A 14,731-nucleotide genomic window follows, 5' to 3' on the forward strand; every position below is an offset into this window, starting at 1 on the left:
GAACGGCAGTGGATTCTTGATTTACAGGTTGAAAACTCTTTTTGCATTTCCTCCCATAATTTTCTGATTTATTTTTTTGCCCGACCATTGGGATTAGTTCGCTTCCCTCCTTTTCTGAAATACGACATCATTATTCATCAAGAATTTATCCAACTGGATCTTAAGATCAGCGACTTCAGCGGCGGAAAGGTCCAGCAAAGGCCTTCGCACCGCACCCCCTGGGACGCCTCTCAGCGTTAAGATATTTTTAAAAATTGAAAGATCCCCTCCATATTTCAGAAATTGACAATGCTGATTCGTAATAAACTGAGCCCTCCGGGCACGATCGTAATCCCCCTTCAGGAAATACTTATATACAGCGACGAAAGCCTCCGGCATCGGACCCGAACAGCCTGAAACCGTCCCGTCGCAGCCCATCACCAAAGCCGGGAAAAAGAAATCATCGGCGCCAACCACAACGGAAAAATCACCGTCGCGGACAGTCAGATACTGTGAAATCCGCCTGAAATCAGGGGAACTATACTTTACCCCAACAACCTGAGGACAGGCGCCCGCGATTTTCTCCATCAGGGAGACAGAAATATCATTCTTCGCTAACTGTGGAATAACATAAGTGTAAACAGAAAAATCGTCCGGAAGAGCGCCGCAGATTTCAACATAATAGCGAAAAAGAACTTCATCCGAGCATCCAAAATAAGAAGGCGTTACAACGCCGATTCCATCAGCGCCAATCTTGTACGCGTGCCGACTCAGGCGGATAACGCTATCCAAACTCATAGCGCCCGTATGAATAAAAACGGTCACTCGTTTCGCAGCTTGCCGAACGACAGTTTCTGCGATCCGCTCCCTTTCTTCATCAGAAAGAAAATACATCTCCCCTGTTGTACCGCATGGATACAAACAGTTAACGCCCTTGGATATCAGGAACTCAACCTGTTCTTTAATTGCTTCATAATCCACTCGATGCTCAGAATCAAATGGAGTTGTCATAGCCGTAATTACTCCGAATAATTTCTTCATCATAATCCTTTCATCAGATAATTCAGCATTGCTGAATTTATTTCAGTTTATCAGAACTCATTTCAATAATAACGATCTCTCCTTAAGCTGTCAATAGCTATTTAATAACGACTGTACCCATGACATTTATCATATCATATATTAACAACAAAATAGCAAGATATCGTCATTTGAGGCTTCTTTAAACAAGAGACCTTATTTATCATATAATTAATTCCGTGAAGTTTTTTCAGCAAAAGAAGGATAAACCAAAATGCCGTTAGATAACGCTGTTGAACATAAAAATTTAGTCAGTTCCGTAATAAAAGCAGGACAAATATTAGACTGCTTTACGCCTGATAATCATCAACTGAATCTGACTCAGATAAGCAATAAACTTAATTTTCCAAAAAGTACGACGCTGAACTTATTGCAGACTTTAGAATTTGGAGGGTTCATCATTCGTGTTAAAGATTCCAATAATTACCAACTGGGATATAAAAATATGGAATTAGGCTATCGAACGATGACAAGCCTGGCAATTCTTCCCTACGCCATACCGCTGATAGAAGAACTCCAGGACAGGACAAACGAAATAATCTACCTGACGACGCACATAGAAGGAAAAGTCTTTTATCTACATTGCTCATATCCTAATAAGCCGACGGTCAGTTATTCCGTAATGGGAAAAATGCTCCCGATGCACTGTACGGGCTGCGGGAAGGCTATGCTCTCATACCTGGATATCGATTATATCGATAGAATTATCAAAACCTATGGATTAGCGCAATTTACGCCGAATACAATCACCACAAAAGAAGCGCTGCTGGAGAACTTAGAGCAGAGCAGAAATCGAGGTTACGCGATCGATAACCAGGAAGAAACTTCAGGGGTAAAATGCGTTGCGGTAGCGATCCGGAACGCATCCGGAAACTCGGTAGGAGCGATCAGTATTTCCGGCTCCGCACTTTCCATGTCGCAAGATAAATTTGACAACTACGCAGCGCTTTTATCAACATCCTGCACGATTCTTTCGCAGCAGGCAAAATTGTTCCCCGCGAGCATGATTTACTCATGAAGCGCTTATTATCACCTTCGATGCGCCATCACCGACAAATAAATCACCACCGACCCGGCTACGGCCGCATTCAGCGACTCGATCTCTCCCGCCATCGGCAGCCGCGCCAGCTCATCGCAGGCCTCCCGCGTTAACCGCCGCAGCCCTTCGCCCTCGCCGCCGACGACGATCCCGAGCTTCCCGCCCAGTCGCTTCAGCTCGATATCGGGCGCGTCCGGGCCGCCTTCCAACCCAACGACCCACCCCCCGACGTCATGCATCAGTTGAATTCCCTGCGCGAGATTCATCTGCACGATCGGAATATGCTCCGTCGCGCCGACTGAAGCGTGCGCCACCGCCGGCGTAACCCCCGCGGACCGCGCCGTCGGAATCACAACCCCATGCATCCCCGCCGCGGCAGCCGTCCGGATCAGCGAACCGAAATTCTGAGGATTCTGAATCAGGTCCAGAAACAGGACGAACAACGGCCGCCCGGACGCGGCGCAGCGCGCTTCAATATCCTGCCAGTCAGAATAGTGGAACCCGCTGACCTCAAGCGCCAGCCCCTGATGATTTTCGTCGATCCGATCCAACCGAGCGCGGTCCACGTACACAGGGGCAAGCTTCCGCTTCGCCGCCAGCTTCAAAATCTCCGCCATCCGCCCCTTAACTTCAGCGGTCCGAGAAACGTAAAACTGATATGTTTCCCGGCTTCGCGCCGAAAGGATTTCGTAAACCGCGTTCCGCCCCGTAATCCATTCTTTCATCCGCCGTCCTTACGATAGCCAGCGCCAGGACGTCCCGTCCCGCGAATCTTCGAGGACGACGCCGTTTTCCTTCAGCCGGTCGCGGACGAGATCGGATAATTCCCAGTTCTTCTCTGCGCGCAGCCGCAGCCGCAAATCAATCAACAGCTGAATAAACGGGTCGGCGCCCTGGGCCCCCTTCGCTTCGGCCTCCTCAAGCGTCAATCCGAGAACGGAGGTCAATTCTTTCAGCGTCGCCCGCGCTTCGGCGAGTTCGGCGCCGGTCGCTCCGGCGTCGCGGGTCGCGTTCATGACGCGGACCAATTCGAACAGCGCCGCCAGCGCCGCCGCCGAATTAAAATCGTCATCCATCGCGGCGATAAATTCGTCTTTCGCAGCCTGAACCTGATTTTTCAGCGCCTCGATCGAACCGGAAGGCGCCCCGCTCGCCGAGCCCGCCGCAGATTTCAGCGCGTTCCGAAGCCGCTCGATCGCTTTTTCCGCCTGATTCAGGACTTCTTCGTTAAAAATAACCGGATTCCGGTACCCTGAATTCAGGATCAGGTAGCGAAACGCGTCGGCGCTATGCGCTTCGAGAAGCTCGTCGATCGAAATAATATTCCCGACCGACTTCGACATCTTCTCGCCCTTGAGCTGAAGCATGCCGTTATGAATCCAATACGTCGCGAAACGCTTTCCCGTAAAACTCTCGCTTTGCGCGATTTCGTTTTCATGATGAGGAAAGATCAGGTCGTTTCCGCCGCCATGAATATCGATCGAATCGCCGAAAAGATGATAATTCATCGCGGAACATTCAATATGCCAGCCCGGACGCCCGGGGCCCCAGGGACTCTCCCAGGCCGGTTCGCCCGGCTTCGCGCCCTTCCAGAGCGCGAAATCCATCGGGTCCTCCTTCCGATCGTCGGCTTCCTTCCGGACCCCGACGCGCATGTCGTCCAGGCGGCGTCCCGACAATTTCCCATAATCCGCCTTTTCACGAACGCGGTAATAAACGTCCCCGTCAAGCGGATACGCGGCCCCCTTATCGATCAGCCCCCGAACCATCGCGATAATCTGACCGATTTCCTCGGTCGCGCGCGGATGATACGTTGCCGGAAGAACGTTCAGCGCCTCAAGGTTGCCGCGGAAATCGTTGATATACCCCTCCGCTAATTTAAACGGATCGACGTTCATTTCATGCGCCCGACGGATAATCTTATCGTCGACGTCGGTAAAATTCATCGCGAACCGGACGTCATATCCGCGATACATCATATACCGGCGGATAATATCGAAAACGACCGCCGACATCGCGTGTCCGATATGAGCCTTGTTGTAAACCGTCGGGCCGCAGACGTACATCTTAACCACGCCCGGTTCCAACGTTTCCAGCGATTCCTTCGTTCGTGTCAGCGTATTATACAGTTGAATCCCCATCTTTATTCCTCCGGTTCACCGCGCGGCGCGGTCAGCCAATCCGCGCACGCTCCTCCGCGATAATCGACGGGTCCAGCTTCCGGAACAGCGGCGAAATCTCGCCAAACCTCCGCCCCGCCGGGAGCTCCTGCCACGCCCATTTTCCAGCCGCCGGATCCGGATCATAGCGCAGCACGTTCCGCTCCCCCAACGCGTCCGAAACCGATTGGATATACGAATTTCCGAACAGCTGGTCGTCAAATCCCAGAATCTTATTCAGTTTTTCCGAACTGAACGGGAGCACCGGCGCGAACAGGATTTTCAGATTATTAATCGCCTGAAGCGCGTAGTAAACGCGCGTCCCCGCCGCTTCTTTATCCGTCTTAACCAGCGTCCACGGCGAAGTCACGTCCAGATAGCGATTCACCTCGCTCGACAGCCGCATCATCTCAGCTGCCGCGCTGCGGAAACGCGCCTTTTGAAGCTCGTCGCCGACCGCCCGGAATCCCAGCCGGATCGTATCGATCAGGTTCTCGTCCTCAGCGTCCGCCGCGGCCGGTTCCGGAACGCAGCCCCAGTGCTTATTCGCGAATGAAATAACCCGATTCGCAAGGTTCCCCCAGTTGGCAACCAGCTCGTTATTGTTGCGTTTCAGGAAATCCTCCCAATCCCAGTCCGAATCCTGCGACTCGGGCATCGTAACCGTCAGATAATATCGAAGCGGATCGGGATCATAGCGCGTCAGGAAGTCGTTCACGTAAACCGCCCAGTTCCGGGACCCGGAAATCTTCTGTCCTTCGAGGTTCATGAACTCATTCGCAGGAACGTCGTACGGTAAATTCAGCGGTCGATTCGAGTTCCCGTCGTAGAACGTCCCGAATTCAGTCCCGGTACCGATCAGCTGCGCCGGCCAGATAATCGCGTGAAACGGAATATTATCCTTCCCGATAAAATAATACGTCTTGCAGTCGTCATTTTCCCAGAACGTCTTCCACCGGCTCGGATCGCCCGTCAATCTCGCGTATTCGATCGTCGCCGACAGGTACCCGATCACCGCCTCAAACCAGACGTACAGGCATTTCCCTTCCTCGCCCTCGATCGGAACCGGAACGCCCCAGTCCAGATCGCGGGTAATCGCCCGTCCATGCAGGTCGTTCGCCTGAATCGATCCCAGCGACTGCCGGATGACGTTCGGGCGCCAGCTGTCCTCACGCGATTTCAGGAACGAGACAATCGCCCCCTGAAGCTTCCCCAGATCCAGATAGAAATGCTCCGTGTCGCGGAGCTCCGGAACGCTCCCATCCGTCTTCGTTCTCGGGTTCAGGATCTTTTCCGGCTCCAGCAGATTACCGCACTGGTCGCACTGATCCCCGCGGGCGTTCTCATAGCCGCAGATATAGCAAGTCCCTTCAACGTACCGGTCCGGAAGGAACTTCCCCTGCGAAACCGAATACCACTGCTTTTCCGTCGACCGGTACAGATAACCGTTTTTCCGAAGCGCCAGAAAAACGTCCTGCGAAACCTTAAAGTGGTTCTCCGTATGCGTACTGGTAAAAAGATCATACGAAATCCCGACATGAATCAGCATATCCAGAAAACTCTGATGGAAATGCTGGTAAACCTCGGTCGGCGTCGTCCCCTCGTTCTCGGCGCGAACCGTAATCGGCGTCCCATGCGCGTCGGTCCCGGTCAGAACGACCGTATCATAGCCCATCAGGCGATGCGTCCGACCGAAAATATCCGCCGGCAGGTGCGACCCCGTCAGATTCCCGACATGAATATAAGCGTTAGCGTACGGCCAGGCCGACGTCACCAAAACAGGTTGTTTTTTCATAACCACAAACGCCTCCGAATGAAGAAGGTACCTGAAACAGCAAAAAATCCAGTAAAATTCTATCACAACCTGTTCCCGGCGACGATTTTCCGCGTCAGAAGCGGACGGCGAGCGGGGAAGCGGTTCCTCCCGCGCCGCGATCCGGCGGAATTGGGCCGGATCAACGGAGCGGATAAAGAACCCGTCGGGCGGCGATTTTCGAAAGGGGTATGATTCAGGTATGTCGACGCGCAAGATGAACCAGCAGCAAATCGCCGCAATCCAGCGGTATCCCTATTGGGCTCGGAAACTCATCTATTTCTTCAACCGATTCCCGCTCCAGCTCTGGCTCGTTTTCCTCGGCAATTTCATCATCTCCGTCGCGTCATCGATGAGCTGGCCGTTCCTGAATATCTACCTGCGTCAGCGGCTCGGCCTCCCGCTCCATTTATCGACACTCCTCGCTTCCACGCGCGCCGTAACCGGAATCGTCGCATCGCTGACGATCGGATCCGTCTCGGACCGGTTCGGACGGCGCGGGATCATGCTGGCGTCCGTTATCGGCGGCGTCCTGTTCCATGGATGCATGGCCTGGGCGAATCAGGTCTGGGAATTTCTTCTCCTCCTCGCGGCCTGGGGCGCGCTCGACAATTTCTATTCGATCGGCTGCAACGCCATGGTCGTCGACACCGCCGACAAAGACAGCCAGCTTGAAGCGTTCTCGCTCAACCGCATGGCGCACAATACCGGAATCGCGATCGGCCCGATTATCGGCGGGATGATCGTGACCTATTCTTATCAGCTGAACTACCAATTCGCCGCCGCGATTTACGCCGTTCCCGCGCTGATGATCCTGTTCCTCGTTAAAGAGAGCCTGAAGAAACCGACGCCGGCGGCTCTCGCGGAAACGGGCCCCGGAAAATCGGGCGAAGCCATATGCCGCGAAACGAGCATGATCGACGTTTTTCGCGATCGGATCTTCATGGCGTCGATCGGCTTCCTGATCCTGATTACCGTTGGAACGTCGACCGTCTTCAACCTCCTGCCGCTCTACGCGAACGAGGTTTACCGGATTCCCGAAAGCCATATCAGTATCGTTTTCAGCGTCAACGCGATCCTCTGCGTCGCGCTGCAATTAGGCGCAGCGCGCGCCGCCGCCCGGCTTCACCCGTTTTCAGGCATGGTCCTCAGCGCGGGGTTATACATGATTGGGATTACCAGCTACGCCTTCTTCCCGTCCGTCGCCTGGTACTGCGCGTGCATGACGGTCATGACCGTCGGCGAAGTCATCCTCGCGCCGACGATGCTGGCGCTGACCGCGCGCCGCGCGCCGGAGGACGCCCGCGGACGGTACATGGGGATCTTCAATCTGGCTTATCCGTTCGGCTATGCAATCGGCCCTGCGATCGGCGGAAATATTTTCGAATATGTCTCGCCGCAGGGGATCTGGTATAACGGCGGGCTCTTCTGCCTGATCGCCATGATCGGATATAGCGTCCTCTACCGGAAAAATAAGAAGGAACAATGAAAATTATTCTTGAAAAGACCGCCGAAAAAGACAAACTATTCCCCAACGCTTTGCGCGCCTGAGCGGAGGGTCATGACGATCGGAAGAGAAGAGTTTTTAATCGGGAAAGCCGGAACCATGGGGAAACAGCGGCTGGACGAGGTTCTTCCCATACGGAAACGCGGCGAAGGCTTGACGCTCGAAACGTATCCGGAAAACCTGAAGAAGAAGAAGAAGAAGAAGAATGAGAAGTGAAGTGGAATCAACGTCTCAACCATTCTTCAATCCGGGCTGGAAAAAGAATTGAGCCGAATCGGAATCGAGGGCCCGCTTCAGCGGTACAGCTCCGGATAAGGATCCTCCTCACGGAGCTTCGCCAGCGCATACTCCATCGCAACCTTCACCATCCCCAGCAGCGGCGCCGCCAGCAGCGCGCCCAGAACGCCCAGCTTTCCGCTCAGGACCAAAATCCCGACAATCAGAAGAACCGGATGAATCCCGACCGCTTCGCTCATGATCCGTGGGACGACAATCGCGTTTTCAAGCTGCTGGATCAGGATATACCCCAGAACCGTGATCAGGGCCACGACCCAGGAACCAAACGGCAGGTAACTTGATCCGAAGACCACCGCTGAAAGAATCGCCGGGATCGCTGATAAGATCGGGCCGATATTCGGAATAATTTCCAGCGCCCCGGCGAGAACACCCAGCAGGATCGCCCCTTTCAGCCCCACCGCTGAGCAGAAGACCGCCGTCATGACCCCGATAATCAGCATCAGCTTCAGCTCACCGACAAAAAACTTCGTCCAAACATGGCTCAGCCGCGTCAGCAGCTCGCGAATTTCCGGCTGATACTGCTTCTTGAAAAAGCCGACGAGCTTCCCTTGAAGCTTATCGCCGTCGTTCGCGACATGAATCGAAATCATCAGCGCGGTTACAAACGACAGGATCGTCGAAAAAACGTTGCGCCCGATCGAAAACGCGGAGCTCAGGATCGTCGACCATTCGTTCAGAATCTGCGTCAGATCGATCTTCGACGCTTCCAGCGAATTCAGCCAGCGCCGCGCTTCGACAAGCGGCACGGATAAATCGATCGTTTCCGACCCGATTTTGAGACTGTTCACCTCCAGCTGCCGGATTGTATCCGCGAGCCACTTATCAACATTCTCAAAAATCGCCGGCAGGTACTGCGTCGCGAAATCGGTAACCCGCTCGATCAGGACCGGTAAAATCAGCGTCATCAGAACGACCAGAATCGCCAGCCCCAGTATGTAAGACGTGAGAACGGCGAGGCTGCGCGGGAAATGGAGCCGTTTTTGGAAGAAACCAATAAAAGGCATCAGCAGGAACGAAATACTCAGCGAAATAAAAAACAGCGTTAGATTATCCTGAACCAGGCGAACCGCCAGGACCCCAAGAATCATCATCGTCACCAGCGTAATATAACGGAGCTGCTGGCTCCATTTCCGATCCTCGGCGGAATACTTCGTTTCTTCCATCTTCCCTTCCCTTCAAAGCGTTCCCTTCGGCTCCCTGAAAACCGCGCGGGGCAGCTGTTTTCATCCTAATAGAAATTATGCGGGTTCTGCGGAACGCCGTTATACCGCATTTCATAATGCAGATGCGGTCCCGAAGAGTTCCCCGTCGACCCCATCGCGCCGATAATATCCCCCGGTCCAACGTAGTATCCACACTGTACATTATAGGACTCAAGATGAGCGTAGAGCGTCTGCCAGCCGTTGCCATGATCGACCATCAGAACGTTGCCGTACCCCCAATCGTTCCACCCGGCGTAGACGATAACGCCAGCGTCGGCGGAATAAATCGGATTCCCCATCTTCCCGCCGATATCGATCGCGCGATGATTGCTCGCTTCGCTGTAATCGTAACCAGAAATATACCGTTCCGAAGTCGGCCAGAGGAACGTACCGCTCCCGACCGGCCCGTCCATCACCGATTCACAGGCCCCCGGACCATAAATCGAAGCCACGGCCGGATTCTCCCGCGTCACGAACGGCGCGGACCAGGTCAGAAGCGAACGCGTCCCGCCCGGTACGACGAGCCACTTTCCCGCCGGAATATTCGGGTTTGAAAAATCGCCGATCGTCTCCAGACTCAATCCATTTGCCGGAAATTCGATAATCGACTCGGGCGTCACGCCGTAAACCTCGGCGACCGTATTCAGCCCGTCGCCCTCGTGCCATTCCGTATAAACGCCGTCGACCGGAAGAATATTAATATCCATTCCTTCCAGGAGCGCGTGCGGATCGTCATGCAGCGTGTACGGATTCCCCCAGAAAATCGTACTCGGTTTCAGGTTGAATTTTTCCGCAATCCCGATCACTGTATCGCCCCTGACGACATGATACGTCCGCACTTCATAGCGCGGCTTCATCGGCAGATCCGTATGCGACGTGCTCCTCCGCGTCAGTCCGGCGTTCAGCGGCAGCGTCTCGTTCATCGGATACGAAGGATCATAATAAGGAAGAACCGCGTCCATGTAATATGGTGCGGCGGAAGTTCCGCCGCTCGGACCGCCAATCCGTTCCGACCGAAGCACGAAAAAGGAATTCATCAGCCAGACGACAATAAAAAACAGAACGGCGGTCACGATCGCCGAAGCCGCGGTCAGGAGACGTTCCCCGAGCCCGGCGCGAACGATCGCGGACCAGATCGCCAGCCAATCCCGCTTCGGCGGCTCGTTCCCGTCCGGGCGCGACGGTTCGGACATACTTTGATTCATGCGTAAGATTATACCCCGTGAGTCCAACCAAAAAGTACCGTCGCCATTCGGTTCCGCCGCCCGCGCCGTTATAATTACCGCCATGCCAACGATTTATCCATTCACAGCTATCATCGGACAGCGGCGCATGAAACGCGCGCTGATCCTGAACGCGATTGACCCCAGAATCGGCGGCGTCCTGATCCGCGGCGAACGTGGAACGGCGAAATCGACCGCCGCCCGCGCGCTCGCGGAAATCCTCCCGGACGTCGAAACCTTCGCCGAATGCCGCTTCGGCTGCGCCCCGGACGACCCGACGCGCTGGTGCGGAGAATGCGCGATGCGGGCGGCGAACGGATCGCCGGGGACGCCGCGCGTCCGGAACACGCCGTTTATTAACCTGCCCGTTTCCGCAACCGAAGACCGCGTCGTCGGAACGATCGATATCGAAAAAGCGATTACGACCGGCGTCAGGTCGTTCGAACCGGGAATCTTAGCCGAAGCCAACCGTGGGATCCTTTATATCGACGAAGTCAACCTTCTCGAGGACCATGTCGTCGACCTGCTTCTCGACGCCGCCGCGATGGGGGTAAATCGCGTCGAACGCGAAGGGATCTCATTTGAGCATCCGGCCCGCTTTATCCTGATCGGGACGATGAACCCTGAGGAAGGCGACCTCCGGCCGCAGCTCCTCGACCGCTTCGCGCTCTCCGTCGATATCGTCGGGATTACCGATCCGCAGGAACGCGTCGAAATCATGAAACGGACGATCGGTTTCGAAACCGATCCGGAGGGGTTTCTCCGCGATTTTGCCGCGAGCGAAAACGAGCTCCGGAATAAAATCGTCGGGGCGAGGAACCGGATCGCCAGCGTCCGTTATACCTCGCGCGACCTGATCGCGATCGCGTCGCTGACCAGCGCTTTAAACGTCGAAGGTCATCGCGCCGATCTCGTGATCTTAAAAACCGCGCGGGCTCAGGCCGCGTTCGACGGCCGCGACCGTATCAACGAAACCGATATCGCCCTCGCCGCTGAACTCGCCCTTCCGCATCGGCTCCAAAAGGGCCCGCTCAACGAGCAGTCCGTCTCAGCGGACGAACTCAAAGTCCGGATCGACGGCCTCGTCGGCTCATTCAGCGAAGCCGAAGGCTTCAAAAACGCCGACGAGGTCGAAGAAGAAGCGGAAAAAAAAACCTCGTTCGCGCCCCGATAACCCTCCCCCAGGGCGTTGTTCCCAGCGGCGCAATGTATTCACATTCCGGCGACCAGATCTTTAACGACGTGGAGCTCAACTGGTGGGGGTATACCGACGTCGTTAAATTCGATAACGCCGACCTCCCCAGCGAAGATCATCGTCCCAAAACGCAGAAACGTTCCAACGGGAAACGCGCGAAAATCCGCTCCAGGACGCGCCGCGGAACGTACCTTTACGCGCGGCCGGCGCGGAACGACCCGACGGACTTAGCCCTGGACGCGACCCTCCGCGCCGCCGCCCCGTATCAGGCGCAGCGACGGACCGACAACGGCGACCGCCGGATGCAGATCCGCCGCGCCGACCTGATGCGCAAGGTGCGGTATCAGAAAACCTCCTCGCTTCTCATATTCCTCCTCGACCTGTCCTGGTCCATGGCGGTTCAGCAGCGCGTCAAAGCGACGCGCGGCGCGATCCTCTCGCTCCTGACCGACGCCTATCAGCACCGCGACCGGGTCGCGCTCATCACGTTTCAGAAAGACCGCGCCCGCCTCGCGCTCCCGCCAACCGGATCGATCATGCTGGCGGAACGGACGCTCCGAAAGGTCCGCGTCGGCGGAAAAACGCCGCTCTCCGCCGGCCTGTTAAAGGCGCACGAGGTTTTAGCGCGCGACCGCCGCTTCTATCCGGATTCAAACGCGCTCCTGGTCGTTTTAACCGACGGCGACGGGAACGTCTCGATCGGCGATGCGGCGCCGCTCGAAGAATCGAAGGCCATCGCCGAACGGATCGCCGCCGACCGCTTCCGCTCGATCGTAATCGACATGGACCCGAACGCGTTCGCCGAAGGCCTCGCGAATACCCTCGCGAAACAGCTCCGCGCACCGTATTATCAGCTCGCCGGCCTCGACGCCGACCAGCTCACGCGGATTATCCGCCGGGAAATATAACGGGATTACAGCCGGATTCAAAAACGTCCGGATAAACCGCGGCCGCAAAGAACCGCGTCCCCGCGCGGAACGGCGATAGTATAATAAGATCAATAACAAATCATTCGGCGCGCTGAACGCGGTTCAGCGCGCAGTGAACGAAGGAAAACTTATGGATCAAAAATATAATCTGAAAAACTCGCTCAAATCGATGATTTCGCTGCCGGGCGTCTCCGGGCATGAGAAACCGATTCGGGACGCCGTCCGGGAGATCTGGGCACCCTACGTCGACCGGTTCGAAGTCTCCCCGCTCGGGAACCTCTACGGAATCCAGGAAGGCGACGGCGGCGGCGCGGGAACGCCGCGGCGGAAAATCGCCTTAGCGACGCATATGGACGGGATCGGCATGGTCGTCGAGCGGATTTCCGGCGAGATGATCTACTTTGCGCCGATCGGCGGCTTCGACCCACGGATCCTTCCCGGCCAGGAAGTCCTTATTCATAGCGAAAGCGGCCCGGTCCCGGGCGTCATCGTTCAGCTCGCGCCGCACCTTCTTTCCCAGCCGTATCTCGATAAAGCGGTCCCGCTCGCGGACCTGGTCATCGATACCGGGCTGGGCGTCGACGGCGTCCGAGCTCAGATTCAGGTCGGAGACATCATCTCATACGCCAACTTACCGGTTGAAATGGGGAAAGACCACGTCGCCGGACACAGCCTCGATAACCGAACGTCGATCGCCGCCGTAACCGAATGCCTGCGGACGCTGCGGCGCATGCGCCACGCGTTCGACGTTATCGCCGTCGGAACGATTCAGGAAGAGGTCGCGCATTATTCAGATACGCTGATTAACGACCTGAACCCCGATATCGCGATTGCGATCGACGTTACCTTCGCTTCGGGCCCCGGAGCGGACGATTACCGGACGCGACCGCTCGGAAGCGGACCCTCGATCGGCTTCGGCGCGAATATTCATCCGGCGCTGGCGAAGAGCTTCTGCGACCTTGCCGAAGAAATCGACATGCCGTTTACCAGGGATCCGCTCCCGAACATGTCGGGAACGGACGCGGTCGCGATCCAGAACGCGCTCGGCGGCGTCATGACCGGCGTCATCAGTATTCCGCTGCGCTACATGCATACGCCGGTCGAGGTGATTACGATGAAAGACGTTCGGCGCGCGGGCCGTCTCATAGCCGAATATATTTCGCGGCTGACGGAAGAATCGTTCGCCGAATTAAAATGGGAGGATGAACTCGATGGTAAAAACCTTTAGCCCCAAAACAGAACTGCCGAAAATAACCGACGAACGCATCGACCTCCTCGAAAAACTATCAAACGCGAGCGGCGTTTCCGGCGACGAAGGCGCGATCCGCCGAATTATCCGCGAGGAAATCGCCGCGTCCGCCGACGAGCTCCGAACCGACGTTTTAGGGAACCTGATCGCCGTGAAAAAAGCGAAAAAGGCCGGCGCGCCGCGCGTCATGGTCGCCGCGCATATGGACGAAGTCGGATTCATGCTGAACGATAAAGAGTCGGACGGGATCTTCCGCTTCGCGACCGTCGGCGGGATCGACCCGCGTTCGCTCGCCGGGAAAGCCGTCCGGATCGGGAAAGACGCGGTTCCGGGTGTGATCGGCGCCTGCCCGATCCATCTTTCGCCCCGGAACGAGCTTCAGAACATATTGACGCTGAACAGCCTTCGGATCGACGTTTCGCCCGAAGTTACGAGCGTCGACGTCGGAAATTACGCCGTCTTCGCGACCCGGTTCAAGCGCCTCGGCAAAATCAGCCTCCTCGGAAAAGCGCTCGACGACCGGATCGGCGTCGCGACGCTGATCGAGCTCTTCAAAAACGCGCCGGAATCGATCGAACTGATCGCCGCGTTTACCGTTCAGGAGGAGGTCGGGCTGCGCGGGGCGAAAGCGGCCGCGCACGCGATGAACCCCGACGCGGCGTTCGTTATCGACTGCACCCCCGCGAACGACCAGCCAGCCCGTAATGGTTCAGAAAACGTCGAATACAAGACAAAATTAGACGAGGGCCCCGCGATTTACGTCATGGACGGGCGGACGCTCTACGACCGGCGCCTGGTCCGATACCTGTCCGACCTCGGCGACAGTTATAGCATTCGCTATCAGTACCGCCAGCCGCAGCCAGGCGGAACCGACGCCGGGCCGGTCCACCTCAGCAGGGAGGGCATCCCAACGATCAGCCTCTCCGTCCCCGGCCGCTACGCGCATACTGCCGCGATGATCGTCCGGATCGCCGACTGGGAAGCGTATTTGCAGCTGCTGACCGTCGCGCTGAGTCATTTCTCAGCCGACGTTCTTTCCGGCGAGCGGGAATAATTCGG

At 56.2% G+C, this 14,731-nt stretch carries 12 protein-coding genes; 6 read left to right on the plus strand and 6 right to left on the minus strand.

Going from position 1 to position 14,731, the window contains the following annotated elements:
- Positions 1-93: 93 nt before the first annotated feature.
- Positions 94-1,020 carry a dihydrodipicolinate synthase family protein gene (locus BEQ56_11200; protein AOH44522.1) on the minus strand — a complete coding sequence of 309 codons (927 nt, stop codon included), beginning with the start codon at positions 1,018-1,020 and terminating at the stop codon, positions 94-96.
- Between the two features lie 253 nt (positions 1,021-1,273).
- Here BEQ56_11200 and BEQ56_11205 point away from each other — a divergent pair, with 253 nt between their 5' ends.
- A complete protein-coding gene (locus tag BEQ56_11205) occupies positions 1,274-2,077 on the plus strand; it encodes a hypothetical protein (GenBank protein AOH43992.1) in 804 nt (267 codons plus the stop codon).
- A gap of 11 nt (positions 2,078-2,088) precedes the next feature.
- On the opposite strand, the gene BEQ56_11210 is transcribed toward BEQ56_11205, so the two are convergent.
- From BEQ56_11210 to BEQ56_11220, 3 genes are read right to left on the minus strand one after another with little or no spacing between them, the layout of a single operon-like run.
- Positions 2,089-2,823, minus strand: a complete 735-nt coding sequence (locus BEQ56_11210) for a 23S rRNA (guanosine(2251)-2'-O)-methyltransferase RlmB (GenBank protein AOH43993.1) — start codon at positions 2,821-2,823, stop codon at positions 2,089-2,091.
- A 9-nt stretch (positions 2,824-2,832) separates the two neighbouring features.
- Positions 2,833-4,239 (minus strand): cysteine--tRNA ligase, encoded by a 1,407-nt coding sequence (locus tag BEQ56_11215; GenBank protein ID AOH43994.1) that lies wholly within the window; start codon positions 4,237-4,239, stop codon positions 2,833-2,835.
- A gap of 31 nt (positions 4,240-4,270) precedes the next feature.
- Positions 4,271-6,052 (minus strand): methionine--tRNA ligase, encoded by a 1,782-nt coding sequence (locus BEQ56_11220; GenBank protein ID AOH44523.1) that lies wholly within the window; start codon positions 6,050-6,052, stop codon positions 4,271-4,273.
- A 220-nt stretch (positions 6,053-6,272) separates the two neighbouring features.
- Between BEQ56_11220 and BEQ56_11225 the strand changes: the two genes are divergently transcribed.
- A complete protein-coding gene (locus BEQ56_11225) occupies positions 6,273-7,559 on the plus strand; it encodes a hypothetical protein (protein AOH43995.1) in 1,287 nt (428 codons plus the stop codon).
- A 311-nt stretch (positions 7,560-7,870) separates the two neighbouring features.
- On the opposite strand, the gene BEQ56_11230 is transcribed toward BEQ56_11225, so the two are convergent.
- Both BEQ56_11230 and BEQ56_11235 read right to left on the minus strand, forming a co-directional pair.
- Positions 7,871-9,037, minus strand: a complete 1,167-nt coding sequence (locus tag BEQ56_11230) for a hypothetical protein (GenBank protein AOH43996.1) — start codon at positions 9,035-9,037, stop codon at positions 7,871-7,873.
- A 65-nt stretch (positions 9,038-9,102) separates the two neighbouring features.
- Positions 9,103-10,269, minus strand: coding sequence for a hypothetical protein (locus tag BEQ56_11235; protein ID AOH43997.1), 1,167 nt, complete (start codon positions 10,267-10,269; stop codon positions 9,103-9,105).
- Positions 10,270-10,363: 94 nt separating this feature from the next.
- Here BEQ56_11235 and BEQ56_11240 point away from each other — a divergent pair, with 94 nt between their 5' ends.
- The 4 genes from BEQ56_11240 to BEQ56_11255 all read left to right on the plus strand — a co-directional run bounded on the left by BEQ56_11240 (position 10,364) and on the right by BEQ56_11255 (position 14,726).
- Positions 10,364-11,473, plus strand: a complete 1,110-nt coding sequence (locus BEQ56_11240) for a magnesium chelatase (GenBank protein ID AOH43998.1) — start codon at positions 10,364-10,366, stop codon at positions 11,471-11,473.
- A gap of 182 nt (positions 11,474-11,655) precedes the next feature.
- Positions 11,656-12,402 (plus strand): hypothetical protein, encoded by a 747-nt coding sequence (locus BEQ56_11245; protein AOH44524.1) that lies wholly within the window; start codon positions 11,656-11,658, stop codon positions 12,400-12,402.
- A gap of 151 nt (positions 12,403-12,553) precedes the next feature.
- Entirely contained in the window at positions 12,554-13,651 is a 1,098-nt protein-coding gene (locus BEQ56_11250; GenBank protein AOH43999.1) for a hypothetical protein, read from the plus strand.
- Positions 13,635-14,726 carry a hypothetical protein gene (locus tag BEQ56_11255; protein AOH44000.1) on the plus strand — a complete coding sequence of 364 codons (1,092 nt, stop codon included), beginning with the start codon at positions 13,635-13,637 and terminating at the stop codon, positions 14,724-14,726. Before BEQ56_11250 ends, BEQ56_11255 begins: the two co-directional genes overlap by 17 nt.
- Positions 14,727-14,731 lie beyond the last annotated feature (5 nt).

It is taken from the genome of Anaerolineaceae bacterium oral taxon 439, assembly GCA_001717545.1.
In the GTDB taxonomy this organism is placed as follows: domain Bacteria; phylum Chloroflexota; class Anaerolineae; order Anaerolineales; family Anaerolineaceae; genus Flexilinea.